The sequence below is a fragment of the Neisseria perflava genome (genome assembly GCF_024170405.1).
GTDB classification, from domain to species: domain Bacteria; phylum Pseudomonadota; class Gammaproteobacteria; order Burkholderiales; family Neisseriaceae; genus Neisseria; species Neisseria perflava_B.
Window position 1 is genome coordinate 38,818 of the sequence record NZ_JALJYC010000011.1, and the last position, 17,559, is coordinate 56,376.

The following is a 17,559-nucleotide window of genomic DNA, read 5'->3' on the forward strand; positions in this document are numbered from 1 at the left end:
GGGCATCTACTTTTTTAAGGCTTCGTCCGTATTATCGCTTTGTTTCAGCAGCTGCGATACTTCCCAAGCCAAATAATCGGAAACGGTTTTCTTGAAATCGGCCAGCGTCGGGCGGGTATCGACGGGGGCGGTCTGGTTCCAGTCTGCGCCGTTGTCGGGATGGATGGTTCCTTCGTAGTATTGGCAGGTATCAAAAATCTTCAATTTGCTTTTGCCGAAACGTACCAAATCCGCCACTTCCTGATAGCGTTCGCGGGCGCGGTCGGTATCTTTCAAATTGTTGCTGGCTTTTTTGCGGTTGGTACGGGTGTAGCCGTCGTTGGAGAAATCAATAAATTTGACGGGTTCATCGGCCTGATGCGCCTCGCCCACGCGGAAAACATAAATATGGGTCTGTACGCTGGATTTTCCGATAAACAAATCAATCGGCATTTTAATGCTGGCAATCAGGGTGTGTTTTGCCAAAATACGGCGGTTGATGTCGCGCGCTCTGCCCGAACCTGCGGAGTTTTGGATAATGACGGCAGCGTAACCTTTGCTCATCATATTCAGCGCTTTCTCGACAAATACCATGCCGTTGCCGTTTGCCGAATACGGCGGATTGAGGATAAAGGCATCGGCAGGAAAATGCCGGTCGGTGTTGCCGAAGCCGTATTTGCCGTCGAAATCGGCAAGCGAATCTTTGTTTAAGATATTGGAGCTGCCGTCGCCCATTAAAATCATGTTTAAAATCGCAAGCATGTACACGCTTGAAAGCAATTCCAAGCCAAGCAGTTGTTCGGCTTTGATTTTGGCTTCTTTTTCGTGCAATTCCTGAGGCGAAGTGATGTGTTTTTTGGCATCATCAAGCATTTCGTTCATGGCGGCAACAAGCAGACCCGCCGAGCCGGTGGCAAAGTCCCATACATAGCTGTTTCGGTTGACGCGGGCAAGTTTGGCCAACAATGTGGCAACATATGACGGGGTCAATACTACGTCATTGAGCTTGTCTTGCGTAAAACCGAGCCACGAGTACATTTCGTTAAACAGTTTGCCGGTAAAGTCGGTGGTCAGGCCGATTTTGTAGTAAATGCCCAAATCGTCAACGATTTTGGCAAATACGCGTTTGAGCTGGCTTTCGCCGTTTTGCACTTTGTTGATGTTGTCGGTCAGAAGCGTGTTGGCAAGGGTACGGATAATCAAATCCTGCTTTTGTTTGGGCAGGTTTTTTTCGTGTAAAAAGGCTTCGATATGACGGATGAGAATGTCGCCATCGCGGTTGTTGCTCATTTCGCTTGATTTTAAGTCGGATTTTTCCAAGGGCGGCACTTTGCCCGCCACGCCGATGGTGGCAATAATGGCGGCGGCAACCAGATATACGCGGTCGTTTTCGCCCAAACCTTTTTCGTTTTGGTAAATATCGTTGTTGAGCTTTTTCAGACTGATGTCGATTTCCTGCTCGCGCTTGGCTTTGATTTTATCCAGCTCTTCGGGCGTCAGTTTCAGCGCTTTAACCTGTTCGATAAAATCATCAAAATGCTCTGGCGATAAAAACGATAAATCGCTGAATATGCCTACTTCCTGCCCCGCGCCCAAATTGGATTTAGACACATAATAAACGCCGATTTGCGTATGGATTCGGCCTGTATCTTCATCTTTATGTCCTGTTACGCCGACGGCAATGATGTCTGTATAGGCGGTATGGTGCAACAGCGCATTGGCGTAATGTACTGCGCCGTTGACGGCATAACCGTTGATGTTTTTGAAAATCGGCTCGTTTTTGGCATTGCGGTTTTCGACATTGCCGTCTTTGTCTAATTTGACCAGCTTGTCCTGATAACCTTTGTATTCAATCAATATTGGGAAAAACTGTCCTGTTTTTTTCACTTTTCAACAGCAACTTGGCATCGGGGCGGTTTGCACCCGCTCCGCCGTTTTTGGAAAAATAGGTATGCAGCGCATTGTCAATTTCGCTGTTTAAAGATTCCTGCTCTAATTTGTAATCCAATTTGTAAGATTTGAGCCATCCGTTTGCCAAATCTGCAATATTAGGTTCGATAGACTGTACTTTTGCCATGATATTTGTTTTGCGAAATAATGAGTTGTATAAGGCCGTCTGAAAATTATGGATTTTCAGACGGCCTTTAAATCAATAGGTTGTAATTTCCGTAGGGTGGGTTTTAACCCACCATTTCAACGGTTTTGTCCAATGGTGGGTTAAAACCCACCCTACCGCATTTATTTCCCCTGCCAAGAATCTTTCAGCGTGACCGTGCGGTTGAACACGGGCTTGTCGGCCTGATGGTCTTTGCGGTCGGTTACGAAATAGCCCAAGCGTTCAAACTGCCAGTGGCTTTCGGCGAACAAACCAAGGGCGGCGGGTTCGGCGTAGGCGGTGATTTCTTTGACGGAATCGGGGTTTAGGAAATCGGTAAACGGCAGGTATTCGCCGTCTTCGCCGCGAATGGCGTCGGGGCGCGCTTCGGTAAACAAGCGGTCATACAGGCGCACTTGGATTTGGGCGGCTTGCTCGGCGCCGACCCAGTGAATTACGCCTTTGACTTTGCGGCCTTCGGGGTTTTTGCCGAGGGTGTCGTAGTCGATAGTGCATTTGAGCTCGATGACTTGGCCGTCTGAATCTTTCACCACTTCTTCGCATTTGATGACGTAGCCGTGGCGCAGGCGCACTTCGCCGCCGGGAATCAGGCGTTTGAAGCCTTTGGGCGGGATTTCGGCAAAGTCGTCCTGCTCGATATACAGGGTTGGCGAGACGGTGATTTCGCGTTCGCCCAAGTCTTCGCGGTTGGGGTGAAACGGGGCGCGGCGCGATTGGATTTTGCCTGCGTCGTAGTTGGTGAGGGTAACTTTGAGCGGGTTCAACACGGCCATCAGGCGCGGGGCGGCGGTTTCCAGCTCTTCGCGAATTGCGCCTTCCAACACGCTCATGTCAACGATATTCTCGGATTTAGAAATACCGACACGTTTGGCAAACAGGCGCAGACCTTCGGGGGTATAACCGCGACGGCGCATACCGGAAATGGTGGGCATACGCGGGTCGTCCCAGCCGCTGACATGGCCTTCCGTCACCAGTTGGTTCAATTTACGTTTGGAAGTAATGGAATACAGCAATTCCAAGCGCGAAAACTCGTATTGGTGCGGCTCGCTCGGCACGGGGATGTTTTGCACCACCCAATCATACAGCGGTCGGTGGGATTCAAATTCCAGCGTACACAGGGAATGGGTGATGTGTTCGATGGCGTCGGAAGCAGAATGGGTGTAGTCGTACATGGGGTAGATACACCATTTGTCGCCGGTATTGTGGTGGTGGGCGCGGCGGATGCGGTAAATCACGGGGTCGCGCATATTGACGTTGCCGGAAGCCATGTCGATTTTCAGGCGCAGGGTTTTGCTGCCGTCGGGGAAGGCACCGTCGCGCATTTTGTAGAACAAATCGAGGTTTTCTTCCACGCTGCGCTCGCGGTAGGGGCTGTTTTTGCCCGGCTCGGTGAGCGTGCCGCGATATTCGCGCATTTCTTCGGCTGTTAAATCATCGACATAGGCTTTTCCCTCTTTAATCAGGCCGACGGCGTAATCGAAGAGTTGGTCGAAATAATCGGAAGCGAAACGCGGTTCGCCCGCCCATTGGAAACCCAGCCAGCGCACGTCTTCTTTAATGGCGTCAACGTATTCTTGGTTTTCTTTTTCGGGATTGGTGTCGTCAAAACGCAGGTTGCATTGGCCGTCGTAAATATAGGCGAGGCCGAAGTTTAAGCAAATGGATTTGGCATGGCCGATGTGCAGGTAGCCGTTGGGCTCGGGCGGAAAACGGGTTTGGATGGCGGTGTATTTGCCGCTTTTAAGGTCGTCTTCGATGATGGTGCGGATAAAGTGGTTATCGGCGAATTGGTCTTTGCTTAGCATAATGGGTCTTTGTAGTGGGTATCGTAGGGTGGCTTTAGCCCACCATGTCAAAGGATAATGGTGGGTTGAAACCCACCCTACATGAATTTGGAAAACGCTTATTGTACCTGACTTGCGCCGTTTGATAAATCGGCGGGAATCAGCCACTCGACACCGGCGGCGTTGAGGATTTTCTGCATGGTTTCTTCCGGCTCGCGGTCGGTAAAGACTTTGTCAAACTCGGTGATGTTGCCCAAGCGCACCAGCGCGTTGCTGTTGAATTTGCTGTGATCCACGCCGAGAAAGCGCACGCGCGCGTTGCTCATCATCGCCTGCATGACGCTGACTTCTTTGTAATCGTAATCCAACAACGAGCCGTCGGTTTCGACGCCGTGGGTACTCATCACGGCATAATCGACTTTGAATTGGTTGATGAAATCCACCGTCGCCACGCCGGTCACGCCGCCGTCGAGCGGACGCACCACGCCGGAAGTGATGATGACCGTATAATCATTGCGGGCGGAAGCGGCGGAGGCGACATAGATATTGTTGGTGATAATGCGCAGGTTTTTGCGCTGCTTCACCAGCGCGGCGGCCACGGCTTCCATGGTCGTGCCGATACTGAGAAACAGCGAGGCGTTATCGGGGATTTGGTCAACGATTAATTGGGCGATGGCGTTTTTTTCGTCTTGGCGGTTGTGGCGTTTGCCTTGCAGCAATTCGCTTCCCAGCGCGTCGCCCATGGTCGCGCCGCCGTGGTAGCGGCGCAAGACGTTTTCTTCGCAGAGTAAATTGATGTCGCGGCGCACGGTTTGCGGCGTCACATCCAGCGCTTTGGCCAGCTGCTCGATAGACATATAATGATGTTCGCGCACCAGCTCGATAATGCGCTCATGGCGTTGCAGGCGTGGTTTCATAATGTTTCTCTTGATGGTTGTTTGTTATGTATAGTGTGGTGGCAGGCCGTCTGAAACGGCGCGAAATCGGGCGGGGGCAATATCCCGCTGTTTTATGCCTGCCTATTGTGCCAAAACCCGTTAAACGATTCAACTGAAAGAAGAAAATACCACCATCAGAAACGGCGCGGCCACGTTGACGATAAAGCCGAAACTAATCGCTAGCGGCACGGCAGCCAAACCGCCCGAAGCCTGAATAATCGGCAGCGTAAAATCCAAACTGGTCGCGCCGCCCACGCCCACCGCCGCGCTCGGATGCCGCCGCATAAGCAAGGGGATAAACACCAGCGCAAAAAATTCCCGCGCCAAATCATTGAGCAGCATAATGCTGCCCCACACCGCGCCGTAAGCCTCGGTCATCACCAATCCCGACAGCGAATACCAGCCGTAGCCCGACGACAGCGCCAAACCTTTCAACCACGACACATCAGGCACAATAGCCGCAAACAGCAAACCGCCCAGCGCAGAAGATACCATCATCAGCAAGGCCGTCTGAACGCCGCGTTTGTTAATCAATACTTGGCGCAGGGTCACGCCGCTGCCGTTGAGCTGTATGCCCACCAGCAACACCAGCGCCATCAGGCAATACATGCCTAAATTTTCAGACGGCAGCCAAATCCCCGCCATTGCCTTGCCCGCTACAAATCCCAGCGCCACGCAGCCGAGCTGCTTCAAGCTGCCCGCAATACTCACTGCCGCTTTCTTACCTGCCCCCTGCGGTTGCCACGGCTTGCGGCGGTCAAACCACATCAAGACCAAAAGATTCATGCCGATAACACAGGCAAACAGTAAAACCGTTGTCCACAAAATCGTATCCAACTGCGAACCTAGGTTTTCCACTCTTGAGAGCGACACACCGATGAGCAGCAAGACGGCATACACCAGCCACGTCAGGGCTTTGTCCACTAGCGGCAGATATTTTTTCGGCACACGGATGTAGAAACCGGCAAACATGGGGGCGAGGACGGAAATCAGGGTAATCAGGCTTTGCATGGGGATTTTCGGGTATTTTGATAAACAATGCCGTCTGAAAAACACGCTTTTTTCAGACGGCCTACGGCGGTTGGATGCGGTATCTGCCGCCCTATTCCAATTCCAAGTTGTTTTCCAAACGCTCGATACACGCGCCCAGGTGTTTGCGCATAAATTTCATCACGCGGTTGCGTTTGCCCGCAATCAGCAAATCCAAAATCTTGCGGTGGTCGCAATGGGTATGCGTGTTAATCGGCTTGCGTTCGCGCCGTTTCACGTCATACACCGCCACAATCAGCGAGGAGCGGGCGCACAGCGTGTTCATGATTTCAAACAACACATCATTGTCCACCAGCCGCGCCAAGCCGACGTGGAAAGCCACGGTCATGCGGTTCCAGCCGACATGGTCGCCCGCCTCCGATACCGCTTTTTCTTTGTCCAGCATGGCATACAGCGGCTGCAGGCGGGTTTCCAAATCCGGCATGTCAATCAGGATATTTAGAATCAGCGTTTCCAGCTCGATACGCGCGTTAAACACATCCTGCATTTCCTTCAAATCCGGCTCGTGCACAAATGCGCCCCGGTTGGGCTGCAAATCGACGATTTTGTCATGCGCCAACAGCGACAAGGCATTGCGCACGGTATTGCGCGAGCAGGCCATTTGGCGACACAAATCGGATTCGGTCAGTTTTTTCCCGGGCAGCAAAACATGGTCGGTAATGCCGTCTAAAATGGCGGCATAGACGCGAAACAGCTCCGCATCGTGGCGTTCTTCCAAAATCAGCGACGACGTACTCGGCGGCGTGGCGGTTTTCTCGGTATTAATCATACGTTCCCTTACATGGTTGCGACCGTAACGTGTGGTTTTGCAATCGGTAATAATAATTGTTGACAATAATAAAGGCTGCTTGCACAATAGGCGAACACAAAAAGCCAAGCAGCAAAGGCACACAAATAGAGCGAGATGCAGTTCCGAATAAGCAGATATATTCACTAAGCGGTCTGAATATATCTGCTTATTTGCTTTTCAGACGGCCTTTTTGTGTTGCTTTAAAACCCACCCTACCCGGTTACGCCTCGGCAATCTCAAAGCTGTGGGTCACATTCGCCGCTTTGCCCAGCATAATCGAAGCCGAACAGTATTTTTCCGCCGACATCTGCACCGCTTTGGCAATCGCGTTTTCGTCCAAACTGCGGCCGATGACTTTGAAATGGATATGAATGTCGGTAAACACACGCGGCACGCTGTCGGCACGCTTGCCCGTTACCGTGGCTTGGCAATCAACGATGTCTTGGCGCTGTTTCTCGGCAATCATCACCACATCAATGCTGGAGCAGCCCGCCACGCCCAGCAGCAGCATTTCCATCGGGCTGAGCCCGCGCTTAACCGCACCTTCGGCCGCCGCGCCTTCCATCACCACGCTGTGCCCGCCCTCGTCGGTACCGACAAAACACATACCGTCCAACCATTTGGATGTTACCTGCATTGCTGCCTCCCCTTTCTTATTCGTCTGTGAAAGGCGATATTGTAAACAATTTCACTCAACAAATAAATCCATTGCGCGGGCAGCGATGTTTTTCCGGCGGCAAAACAGTCGCAAGGCCGTCTGAAAAAACAATATTTTCAGACGGCCTCACCGTTTAACAGCCTAATCCCGATACGCCCAATGATTCACCGGCCCGTGCCCCGCACCGATGTTTAGCGGGTCGGCAATCGCCGCGCTGATAAAGGCTTTGGCGGTTTTTACGGCAGCAGCGATGTCTGCGCCCTTGGCCAGCTCCGCCGCAATGCAGGCAGAAAAGGTGCAGCCCGTGCCGTGGGTGTGCGGCGTGGGGAAACGCGGGCTTTCCAGCTCGATAACCTCGTCCGGCGTAAACAGCCAATCCGTGCAGACCGCGCTTTGGCTGTCGGCCAAATGTCCGCCCTTAATCACCACGTTTTTCACGCCCGTTTCCTGCAACATCCGCGCCGCACGCTCCGAGTCTTGACGGTTTTCAACCCGAATGCCGGTCAGTGCCTCGGCTTCGGGCAGATTCGGCGTCAACACATCCGCACGCGGCAGCAGATACCGCTTCATCGCCGCCACCGCCGAATTTTCCAACAAAGGCGCACCGCCTTTGGCAATCATCACCGGATCAAGCACCATCGGCCCGAAACGGCAGCTTTGCAAACTGTCGGCCACGCATTCGATGACCTCCGCCGTACCCAACATGCCTATTTTAAACGCGCGAATCTGAAAATCATCGCGCACCGCCGCCATTTGCGCCCGAATCATTTCCGGCGGCAGCATATGCACTGCCGACACGCCGAGCGTATTTTGTGCGGTAACCGCCGTCAAAACGCTGGTGCCGAACACGCCGCGCATTTGAAACGTCTTCAAATCCGCCTGTATCCCCGCCCCGCCGCCGGAATCCGAGCCGGCGATGGTCAGGGTTTGCACAAATTCGGTATCGTTGTTGCTCATTACTTTTCTCCTGAATATCGTAGCGCGGGTTTCAACCCGCCATCTGTCTCTATAGTCAAATTACCTAAAAACCAAACCAATGTGTAGGGTGGGCAACTTGTTGCCCACCGCAGCAAACAATAAAAAACGACGTTTCCTTTTCTCGGGAAATGGCGGGTTGAAACCCACCCTGCCCGTCAATTTTCAGACGGCCTCTATCCTCGCTGCCAGCGCCACTTCTTCCGCCATCAACGCCCCCAGCGTATCCAAAAGGCACACGCCGAAGCTGCCGCTTTGCGTATGGTGTAAACCCGCCGCTGCCTTCTCGCCCGCCACCGCGTAGGCGGTGCAGGCCGCCAATGCCGCATTCAGATATTCCGCCTTATCCGCCACCGCCAAAAACGCCGCGATTACCGAACCGAGCAGGCAGCCCGAAGCGGTAATTTGGGGCAGCATGGGCGTACCGTTGTGCACGGCAAAAGTCTTGATGCCGTCTGAAACATAATCCGTTGCGCCGCTGACCGCCGAAATGCAGCCGTATTGCCGCGCCACCGCCTGCGCAACGGCGGCCACATCCGCGCTGCCGCTCCCCGCGTCCACGCCTTTGCCTTGCCAACTTTCCCCGGCCACAAACGCCATTTCCGCCGCATTGCCGCGTATGGCGGCAAACTTGACCTCCGAGAGCAGACGCGCCACCGTTTCACGCCGCAGCGCCGTCGCCGCCACACCGACCGGATCGAGTACCACCGCAAGCCCCCGCGCATTCGCCGCCTTACCCGCCAGCAGCATGGCCTCAATGCTGCTTTGGTTGAGCGTGCCGATATTAATCAGCAGCGCATCGCAGATGGCGGCCATATCCGCCATTTCCGCCGGTTCGTCCGCCATAATCGGCGACGCACCCACCGCCAAGAGGCCATTGGCGGCAAAATGCGCAGCCACGGCGTTGGTAATGTTGTGCACCAGCGGATTTTCCGCACGCACTCGGTTTATCAGCTCAAACATCTTGTTTCTCCTAGGGTTTTATCGCCCGAATAAAACAACGGGCAACAAAAAAGCACAATCCGCGCCGATACGCGGATTGTGCCCGACGGCAAACCGATTTGCCGCATGTGTGCCAGTTTCCTACGTCAGCGTTAACTGCATCAGGTTCACGGGTATCATCTCAGCGGCTGCACTTTCCGGCGCCGCACCCCGACTGTCTTGCTATCTTAACGCAGTTTTTGCTTCGGCGACAACTGTGAAAAAGATACGCAATCGCCACTTGTTATTAAAATAGAAATAATATATATTCTTATTCTTGATTTTATGACAGAGTGCTTAACCGCCTATAAACCGGCTAAATTTATTAATTTAACTCATTTTTCAGACGGCCTTTTCCCCCTTGCCGCCTGAAACCCAACACAAGGAACCCATCATGAGCGACCAAACCGAAACCACCTTTGCCCAGCGTCTGAAAGCCGACACCACCGGGCTGCACGACAGCGTGGATAAATTAGTCATGTCAGTCAAACCGTTTGCCGATAAAGCAAATTACATCAAATTCCTGCAACTGCAATCCGTGTTCCACAAAGCCGTCGATCATATCTATAAAGATTCGACCTTGAACCAAGCCATTCCCGAGCTGGAATACATGGCGCGTTACGATGCCGTGGTGAAAGACTTGGCTGATTTGGGTGCGCAACCCTATGCCTATACCGGCGAACTGCCGCAGGAAACCGGTAACAAAGCCATCGGCTGGCTGTATTGCGCCGAAGGCTCGAATTTGGGCGCAGCATTCCTGTTCAAACATGCGCAAACGCTGGATTACAACGGCGACAACGGCGCGCGCCACCTGGCTCCCCACCCCGACGGCCGCGGCAAACATTGGCGCGAATTTGTCGGCTACCTCAACGCCCTGCCGCTAAGCCCCGAAGCCGAGGCCGAAGCCATCCAAGGCGCGAAAGACGCGTTTGAATTTTACAAAGTCATCCTGCGCCAAACCTTCGGCCTACCCGAAGGCGCGGAAGCACCGGCAGGTTTGGAAGCGCACCGCCATTGATTCTGTTTGTTTAATTTAAATAGACACTATAAAAGGCCGTCTGAAACAGTTTACCCCGCTGTTTTCAGACGGCCTTTATCTTATCCAATATTTATTCTTAATAAACATAACATTTTGTATTGATAAATTTTTTTTGGTAATAATTTATCATATGATTCAAATCAAAATGTTTTCCCTTTTCTACGCCGTTTCGCTATGGAATTTTATTTCAGAATCCGCTATCCTTTGCCAAACATTTCAATCGTAACATCTGTTTTACAAAGTCCGACCAGCCTGTAAAACGCAGCGGGAGGCTTTGCTACCAAACAGCTGCCGTAAACCAAAGGGCTTTTCCATGAAGACACAAGAAATCAAACAGCAATTTCAACAGATTTTCGGTGTGCAAGCAGATGCCGCTTTTTTTTCTCCCGGCCGTATCAATCTCATCGGCGAACATACCGATTACAACGGCGGACACGTTTTCCCCTGCGCCATCACGCTGGGCACTTACGGCGCTGCGCGTAAACGCGATGACGAATTACTGCGCTTTTATTCCGCCAATTTTGCCGAAGCCGGAATCATCGAAGTCCCCCTGCAAGACCTGGTGTTTGACCCTGCCCACTCCTGGGCCAACTACCCCAAAGGTATGATTAAATTCCTGCAAGAATCAGGCCATGTGATTGACAAGGGGATGGACATCTGGATTTACGGCAATCTGCCCAACGGCGCGGGCTTGTCGTCTTCCGCCTCTTTGGAAATGCTTACCGGCGTAATGGCGCAGGAATTATTCGGTTTGAACATTGACCGCCCCGACATCGTCAAAACCGGCATGAAAACGGAAAACCAATTTATCGGCGTCAATTCGGGCATTATGGATCAGTTCGCCATCGGCATGGGACAGGCGCAAAAAGCCATTTTGTTGGACACCAATACGCTGCAATACGATTTGGTGCCGCTGGATTTGGGCGATAACGTCATTGTGATTATGAACACCAACAAGCGCCGCGAGCTGGCCGATTCCAAATACAATGAGCGGCGCAGTGAGTGCGAAACTGCCGTCGGCGAGCTCAACCGCGCCTTGTCTATTCAAACTTTAGGCCAACTCGATGCGCAAACTTTTGACGAGTATGCCTATTTAATCCAGGATGAAAACCGCCTCAAACGCGCCCGCCATGCGGTATGGGAAAACCAACGCACTTTGCAGGCACGCGCGGCATTGCAAGCAGGCGATTTGGCCAAGTTTGGCCGTTTGGTCAACGCCTCGCATGTTTCTTTACAACATGACTACGAAGTGACCGGCGTAGAATTGGATACCCTCGCACATGCAGCTTGGGTACAAACCGGCGTATTGGGCGCGCGCATGACCGGCGCGGGTTTTGGCGGCTGCGCCATTGCCATCGTGGATAAAGCGCATGTGGCGGCGTTCCAAGAAAACGTCGGTCGGATTTATACCGATAAAATCGGCTATGCGCCTTCATTTTACATTGCCGAAATTTCAGACGGCACCCGTGTATTGAATGCTTGAGCGGAGTGCACAAATGAGTTTGATTGAACGATTTGTAAACGGCGTGATTGAGGAAAGCGATTACACCGATGAAGACCGCATTTACCTCTGCAACCGCGTGATGGCCTTGGTGGGCGAAGACGGCGCTCATGCTGATACGCCGTCTGAAAACCTGATTGATTTAAAAGACGAATTAGTTACCGTGGCGCTGAGCAACGGTAAAGTCGGCGACACGCTGGACGAGCAAGATTGTCTGGGCGCTACGCTGATGGATTTCATCACGCCGAGGCCGTCTGAAACAAATCAGCGGTTCTGGGAAACGTATCAACATCACCCCAATCAGGCGGTGTCGGATTTTTATGTGTTAAGCAAACGCAACGACTATGTCAAAACCAAAGCCGTTGCCAAAAACATCTATTACACCGTGCCCACCGAATACGGCGATTTGGAAATCACCATCAACCTTTCCAAACCGGAAAAAGACCCCAAAGCCATTGCTGCGGCGAAAAAAATTAAATCATCAGGCTATCCTGCCTGTTTGCTGTGTATGGAAAACGAGGGCTATCAAGGGCGTATCGGCTATCCTGCCCGCGCCAACCACCGCATTATCCGCCTAAATTTGGGCGGCGAGCCGTGGGGCTTCCAATATTCGCCCTATGCTTATTTCAATGAACACTGCATTATCTTAGACACCCGCCATATTCCGATGGCAATTACCCGCCAAACTTTTGTCCAGCTTTTGGACATTACCGACCTGCTGCCCGGTTACTTTGCCGGCAGCAACGCCGATTTGCCGATTGTCGGCGGTTCGATCCTGACCCATAACCATTATCAGGGTGGGCGGCATACGTTTGCCATGGAAAAAGCGCCGCTGGAGCGCACCTTCCGTTTCCAAGGTTTTGCCGAAATTGAAGCCGGGATGGTCAAATGGCCGATGTCGGTCATCCGCTTGCGCGGTGCCGATAAAACCCGCCTGACTGATTTGGCCGACAAAATTCTGCTTGCTTGGCAACATTACTCCGATGAAACGGCCGATATTCTGGCGCACAGCAACGGCGAGCCGCACCACACCGTCACGCCGATTGCACGCAAAAAAGACGGGCTGTTTGAATTGGATTTGGTATTGCGCGACAACCATACTTCGGCTGAATTTCCAGACGGCATTTACCATCCGCACCCTGATGTGCAGCACATCAAAAAAGAAAACATCGGCCTGATTGAAGTGATGGGGCTGGCGATTTTACCGCCGCGTTTGAAAGACGAGCTTAAAGAAGTGGAACGCTTCCTGCTGGGCGAGACTGCTGCCGTCGCACCGTATCATCAAGAATGGGCGGGCCGTCTGAAAGCCGAGTCACCCGATGTTACTGCTAAAAATGCCGAAAACATCGTGCGCCAGTCCGTCGGCAAAATTTTTGCCCGCGTATTGGAAGACGCGGGGGTGTACAAGCGCACCCCGCAAGGCCAGGCTGCGTTTATGCGCTTTATTGAAAGCGTAGGGATTATTTGATGTCTAAGGCCGTCTGAAAACACACTGTTTTCCACTTTTTCAGACGGCCTCGCTACACATAAATAAAGAAAAGGAAAAAGCATGACCGTATTGGTTTTAGGCGGTGCCGGCTACATCGGCTCGCATACCGTTGACCGCTTGATTGAGGGCGGTAAAGAAAAAGTCGTTGTCGTCGATAGTTTGGTAACCGGCCACCGCGCCGCCGTCCGTCCAGAGGCGCAGTTTTACCAAGGCGATTTGGCCGATCAAGCCTTTATGCGCGGCGTGTTTGCCGCCCACCCCGACATCGACGCGGTGATTCATTTCGCCGCCTATTCGCTGGTGGCCGAGTCCATGACCCAGCCGCTCAAATACTTCGACAACAACACCGCCGGCATGATTAAGCTCTTGGAAGTGATGAACGAATGCGGCGTAAAGCGCATTGTATTCTCCTCCACCGCTGCCACCTACGGCATTCCCGAAAGCGTACCCATTCGCGAAGACGATCCGCAAAAGCCCATCAATCCCTACGGCGAGAGCAAGCTGATAATGGAAACCATCATGCGCTGGTCGGACTCGGCTTACGGCATCAAATTCGTGCCGCTGCGCTATTTTAATGTGGCCGGTGCCAAACCCGACGGCTCCATCGGCGAAGACCACGATCCGGAAACCCACCTCCTACCGATTATCCTGCAAGTGGCGCAGGGCAAGCGCGACAAGCTGATGATTTTTGGCGATGACTACAACACGCCCGACGGCACCAATATCCGCGACTATGTGCACCCCTTTGATTTGGCCGATGCGCATATTCTGGCCGTGGATTACCTGCGTCAGGGCAAAGAATCCACCGCCTTCAACCTCGGCTCGTCCACCGGTTTTTCCAATTTGGAAATTCTGCAAGCCGCACGCGAAGTCACCGGCCAAGCCATCCCCGCCCAAATCGCACCGCGCCGCCCGGGAGACCCCGACACCTTAATCGCCGCCTCCGACAAAGCCCGCCAAATCTTGGGCTGGCAGCCACAGTTTGACAACATTAAAAAAATCATCGAAACCGCGTGGAAGTGGCATTCCACCCACCCCAACGGCTACGATGACCGCAAATAAACGTCAGGCCGTCTGAAAATCTGCGGTAAGCCAATGCTTTTCAGACGGCCTCTTGTTTGAACCAATCTTCAGTATGGTTATGCTTAATTTTAAGGAGTGATTCCATGTTGGAAAAATATTACGAACGTCCCGATATCTTGCACGTTAACACCACACCGCACCATTCCTATTTCATCCCCTACGCCGACGAAGCGCAGGCGAAAAGCGGGCGGCGCGAGCAGTCTGACTGTTTTATCCCGCTCAATGGCACATGGGCGTTCGCCTATTTCGATAGTCTGCAAAATCTGCCTCAGGATTTTCTGAATTACGCCTTCAGCGCGCAAATCCCCGTCCCCTCCTGCTGGCAGACGCAAGGTTACGACCATCATCACTATACCAACATCAATTACCCCTTCCCCTTTGACCCGCCGTATGTCCCCACCGACAATCCGTGCGGCCTGTACCAGCGTCGAATCCACATTGAGCCGCAGGCAGATAAGCGCTACCTGCTGAATTTCGAGGGCGTGGACAGCTGCTTCTATGTTTACCTCAATGGCGAGTTTGTCGGTTACAGTCAAGTGAGCCACAGCACTTCTGAATTCGATATCACAGGCCGTCTGAAAAGCGGCAGCAATACCCTGACCGTCTTGGTCTTAAAATGGTGCGATGGCAGCTATTTAGAAGACCAAGACAAATTCCGCATGTCGGGCATTTTCGATGATGTGTACCTTTTGCTGCGCCCCGACAACTACTTGCAAGACTTCTTTATCCAAACCACCTTATCTGACGATTTGCGCAGTGCCCAAATCAATGTCAGCACGCAGTTTAGCCAAACGCCGCAAGATGTCACTTTCCGCTTGTATGCGCCCGATGGCACGCTGCTTTTAGAACAAAGCGGCGAAACATTATCTGCCGCCATCGACGATGCCCAATTATGGAACGCCGAGAATCCACAGCAATACACGCTGATTTTGGCCTATAACGGCGAATTTATTGCGCAGAAAATCGGTTTGCGCAAAGTGGAAATTTCAGACGGCATTTTCAAAATCAACGGCAAAGCCATCAAATTCCGTGGGGTTAACCGCCACAGCAGCGACCCCAAAACCGGCTACACCATCAGCCGTGCACAGGCCGAAATCGACTTGCGCTTGATGAAACAGCACAACATCAACGCCATCCGCACCGCGCACTACCCCAATTCGCCATGGTTCAACGAATTATGCGGCGAATACGGCTTTTACGTTATCGGCGAGAGCGATATCGAAAGCCACGGCGCCAGTATGCTGTATGTCAAATCGCCTGAACCGAGCATTTTTCTGAATGTAGAAAACGACCTCGAAACCGCTCGCGTGCGCCAAGACACCATCGACAATTTCTGCTATTTCGCACGCGATCCGTCTTACCGCGAGGCTATTCTCGACCGCACCCGCGCCAACATCGAGCGTGACAAAAACCGCAGTGCGGTAATTATGTGGTCGCTGGGCAATGAATCAGGCTTCGGCGAAAACTTTGAAGCCGCCGCCGCATGGATTAAATCACGCGACAGCAGTCGCCCCGTGCATTACGAAGGTTCAATTTACCAGCATTCCCAACATCAAAACGATTTGTCCGCCATCGACGTGTACAGCGAAATGTATGCCACACCAGAAGACATCGACCGCTATTACACCAGCGGCGGCGTGTTCGATAAAAACGGCGTGAAAAAACCGTTTATCCTGTGCGAATACAGCCATGCCATGGGCAATTCCAACGGTGATTTGGAAGACTACTTCCAAGCCTTCGAGCGTCATGCCGGCTCATGCGGCGGCTTTATCTGGGAATGGTGCGACCATGCGCCTAAATTGCCCGACAGCAAACGCTCCGGCTACGGAGGCGATTTTGGCGACACGCCCAACGACGGCAATTTCTGCGTAGATGGCTTGGTTTCACCCGAGCGCATTCCCCACAGCAATCTTTTAGAGTTGAAAAACATCAACCGCCCTGCCCGCGCTCGTTTTTCAGACGGCCAAGTTTTCCTGAGCAACTATCTGGACTTTACCGACCTGAAAGATTACCTGAGCGTTGGCTACCGCTACTCGGAAAACGGCGAAACCCTTGTCGAAGGCCGTCTGAAAATGGATTGCGCTCCCGGCCAAACCGCCCGTTTACCGCTGGATTTGCCGCAACCCGATCGCAGCAAACTCTGCCTGCTCGATTTGACTTACACGCTGGAAAATCGCACTGCCCTGCTCTCTGCCGGACACGAACTGGGCTTTGACCAAATCATCATCGCCGAAGGCGAAGGCGTTGCGCCGCAAACCGCCGCGCGCACCGCCGCGCCGTGGCAGGTGGAAGAAGACAGCCGCAACCTGTATTTGAGCAGCGCCAATCTGCGTTATACCTTCGACAAAACCAAAGGCATTTTCAGCGCTTTGCAAAAAGACAGCCAAGCGCTGATTACTGCGCCGCTGGATTTCAACATTTGGCGTGCGCCCACCGACAACGACCGCCTCATCCGCGTATTGTGGCAAAACGCCGGTTTCGACCGCGTCGCCACCCGCGCCTATGAAACCGCTTGGTCGCAGCAAGACGGCGCCGTCATCATCAAAACCCGCAGCAGCATTGCCGCCGTTTCCCGCGCACGCGTTTTGACGCTGGAGGTAACATACACGGTTTCGCCCGATGGCAACATCCGTATTGCCGTTCACGCGGAAAAAACGGCCGAGCAACCCTACCTGCCTCGCTTCGGCCTGCGCTTTTTCCTGCCAAAAACCAGCAACACGGTGTCCTACTTGGGCTATGGCAGCGGAGAAAGCTATGTGGGCAAGCACCATGCAAGCAAACTCGGCCGCTACCGCACCAGCGCCGCAGAAAACCATACCGACTACCTCAAACCGCAGGAAAACGGCAGTCACTGGGGTAGCCGCTTTGTCGAGTCCGCCGATTTAGTCATCAGCGCCGCGCAACCGTTCAGCTTCAACCTGTCGCCCTATACGCAGGAAATGCTGACCGCCACGGCGCATTGCTATGATTTGGTGGAATCAGAAGCTACGGTTTTGTGTGTCGATTACAAAATGAGCGGTATCGGCACCAACTCCTGCGGCCCGAATTTGAACGAACGCTACCGTTTGAATGAATCCGCATTCGATTGGCAGTTGGATATCCGTTTGAAATAAGCGCAGGTAAAGGCAAGGCCGTCTGAAAATCAATTTTCAGACGGCCTCGTCTTTACCGCTTCA

General features: G+C 52.9%; 14 protein-coding genes and 1 riboswitch. Of the genes, 5 read left to right on the top strand and 9 right to left on the bottom strand.

Going from position 1 to position 17,559, the window contains the following annotated elements:
- Positions 1 to 6 precede the first annotated feature (6 nt).
- The 9 genes from J2T37_RS05515 to thiM form a co-directional block, all read right to left on the bottom strand.
- On the bottom strand, positions 7 to 1,836 hold the full coding sequence (locus J2T37_RS05515; protein WP_253354386.1) for an HsdM family class I SAM-dependent methyltransferase: 1,830 nt from the start codon (positions 1,834 to 1,836) through the stop codon (positions 7 to 9).
- Positions 1,829 to 2,056, bottom strand: coding sequence for a hypothetical protein (locus tag J2T37_RS05520; protein ID WP_253354387.1), 228 nt, complete (start codon positions 2,054 to 2,056; stop codon positions 1,829 to 1,831). The genes J2T37_RS05515 and J2T37_RS05520 overlap by 8 nt, the downstream gene beginning before the upstream one ends.
- Positions 2,057 to 2,217: 161 nt before the next feature.
- Positions 2,218 to 3,900, bottom strand: a complete 1,683-nt coding sequence (locus J2T37_RS05525; RefSeq protein ID WP_253354388.1) for a glutamine--tRNA ligase/YqeY domain fusion protein — start codon at positions 3,898 to 3,900, stop codon at positions 2,218 to 2,220.
- 98 nt (positions 3,901 to 3,998) lie between these two features.
- Complete coding sequence (locus J2T37_RS05530) at positions 3,999 to 4,796, bottom strand: DeoR/GlpR family DNA-binding transcription regulator (protein WP_253354389.1); 798 nt, start codon at positions 4,794 to 4,796, stop codon at positions 3,999 to 4,001.
- 129 nt (positions 4,797 to 4,925) lie between these two features.
- A complete protein-coding gene (locus J2T37_RS05535; protein ID WP_253354390.1) occupies positions 4,926 to 5,828 on the bottom strand; it encodes a lysine exporter LysO family protein in 903 nt (300 codons plus the stop codon).
- Between the two features lie 91 nt (positions 5,829 to 5,919).
- Complete coding sequence (locus J2T37_RS05540; RefSeq protein ID WP_253354392.1) at positions 5,920 to 6,636, bottom strand: GntR family transcriptional regulator; 717 nt, start codon at positions 6,634 to 6,636, stop codon at positions 5,920 to 5,922.
- Positions 6,637 to 6,877: 241 nt separating this feature from the next.
- Positions 6,878 to 7,294 (bottom strand): OsmC family protein, encoded by a 417-nt coding sequence (locus J2T37_RS05545; protein WP_253354394.1) that lies wholly within the window; start codon positions 7,292 to 7,294, stop codon positions 6,878 to 6,880.
- A 162-nt stretch (positions 7,295 to 7,456) separates the two neighbouring features.
- Positions 7,457 to 8,272: a bifunctional hydroxymethylpyrimidine kinase/phosphomethylpyrimidine kinase gene (gene thiD, locus J2T37_RS05550; protein WP_253354395.1), complete on the bottom strand. Its 816-nt coding sequence runs from the start codon at positions 8,270 to 8,272 to the stop codon at positions 7,457 to 7,459.
- A 183-nt stretch (positions 8,273 to 8,455) separates the two neighbouring features.
- Complete coding sequence (gene thiM, locus J2T37_RS05555; protein ID WP_253354396.1) at positions 8,456 to 9,253, bottom strand: hydroxyethylthiazole kinase; 798 nt, start codon at positions 9,251 to 9,253, stop codon at positions 8,456 to 8,458.
- A gap of 100 nt (positions 9,254 to 9,353) precedes the next feature.
- Positions 9,354 to 9,455: riboswitch (TPP riboswitch) on the bottom strand.
- A 210-nt stretch (positions 9,456 to 9,665) separates the two neighbouring features.
- On the opposite strand from thiM, the gene J2T37_RS05560 reads away from it, so the two are divergent.
- The 5 genes from J2T37_RS05560 to J2T37_RS05580 all read left to right on the top strand — a co-directional run bounded on the left by J2T37_RS05560 (position 9,666) and on the right by J2T37_RS05580 (position 17,496).
- The gene (locus tag J2T37_RS05560; protein ID WP_253354397.1) at positions 9,666 to 10,289 is read left to right on the top strand and encodes a biliverdin-producing heme oxygenase; all 624 of its coding nucleotides are present in this window, start codon (positions 9,666 to 9,668) and stop codon (positions 10,287 to 10,289) included.
- 334 nt (positions 10,290 to 10,623) lie between these two features.
- Positions 10,624 to 11,793 carry a galactokinase gene (locus tag J2T37_RS05565; RefSeq protein WP_253354398.1) on the top strand — a complete coding sequence of 390 codons (1,170 nt, stop codon included), beginning with the start codon at positions 10,624 to 10,626 and terminating at the stop codon, positions 11,791 to 11,793.
- Between the two features lie 13 nt (positions 11,794 to 11,806).
- Complete coding sequence (gene galT, locus J2T37_RS05570) at positions 11,807 to 13,279, top strand: UDP-glucose--hexose-1-phosphate uridylyltransferase (RefSeq protein WP_253354399.1); 1,473 nt, start codon at positions 11,807 to 11,809, stop codon at positions 13,277 to 13,279.
- A gap of 81 nt (positions 13,280 to 13,360) precedes the next feature.
- Positions 13,361 to 14,362, top strand: a complete 1,002-nt coding sequence (gene galE / locus J2T37_RS05575; protein ID WP_253354400.1) for a UDP-glucose 4-epimerase GalE — start codon at positions 13,361 to 13,363, stop codon at positions 14,360 to 14,362.
- A 104-nt stretch (positions 14,363 to 14,466) separates the two neighbouring features.
- A complete protein-coding gene (locus J2T37_RS05580; protein WP_253354402.1) occupies positions 14,467 to 17,496 on the top strand; it encodes a glycoside hydrolase family 2 TIM barrel-domain containing protein in 3,030 nt (1,009 codons plus the stop codon).
- Positions 17,497 to 17,559 lie beyond the last annotated feature (63 nt).

Excerpts from the sequence above, each read along its gene's own strand:
- J2T37_RS05520 (WP_253354387.1), bottom strand. The coding sequence starts at position 2,056 with ATGGCAAAAGTACAGTCTATCGAACCTAATATTGCAGATTTGGCAAAC.
- J2T37_RS05525 (WP_253354388.1), bottom strand. The coding sequence starts at position 3,900 with ATGCTAAGCAAAGACCAATTCGCCGATAACCACTTTATCCGCACCATC.
- J2T37_RS05530 (WP_253354389.1), bottom strand. The coding sequence starts at position 4,796 with ATGAAACCACGCCTGCAACGCCATGAGCGCATTATCGAGCTGGTGCGC.
- J2T37_RS05535 (WP_253354390.1), bottom strand. The coding sequence starts at position 5,828 with ATGCAAAGCCTGATTACCCTGATTTCCGTCCTCGCCCCCATGTTTGCC.
- J2T37_RS05540 (WP_253354392.1), bottom strand. The coding sequence starts at position 6,636 with ATGATTAATACCGAGAAAACCGCCACGCCGCCGAGTACGTCGTCGCTG.
- J2T37_RS05545 (WP_253354394.1), bottom strand. The coding sequence starts at position 7,294 with ATGCAGGTAACATCCAAATGGTTGGACGGTATGTGTTTTGTCGGTACC.
- thiD (WP_253354395.1), bottom strand. The coding sequence starts at position 8,272 with ATGAGCAACAACGATACCGAATTTGTGCAAACCCTGACCATCGCCGGC.
- thiM (WP_253354396.1), bottom strand. The coding sequence starts at position 9,253 with ATGTTTGAGCTGATAAACCGAGTGCGTGCGGAAAATCCGCTGGTGCAC.
- J2T37_RS05560 (WP_253354397.1), top strand. The coding sequence starts at position 9,666 with ATGAGCGACCAAACCGAAACCACCTTTGCCCAGCGTCTGAAAGCCGAC.
- J2T37_RS05565 (WP_253354398.1), top strand. The coding sequence starts at position 10,624 with ATGAAGACACAAGAAATCAAACAGCAATTTCAACAGATTTTCGGTGTG.
- galT (WP_253354399.1), top strand. The coding sequence starts at position 11,807 with ATGAGTTTGATTGAACGATTTGTAAACGGCGTGATTGAGGAAAGCGAT.
- galE (WP_253354400.1), top strand. The coding sequence starts at position 13,361 with ATGACCGTATTGGTTTTAGGCGGTGCCGGCTACATCGGCTCGCATACC.
- J2T37_RS05580 (WP_253354402.1), top strand. The coding sequence starts at position 14,467 with ATGTTGGAAAAATATTACGAACGTCCCGATATCTTGCACGTTAACACC.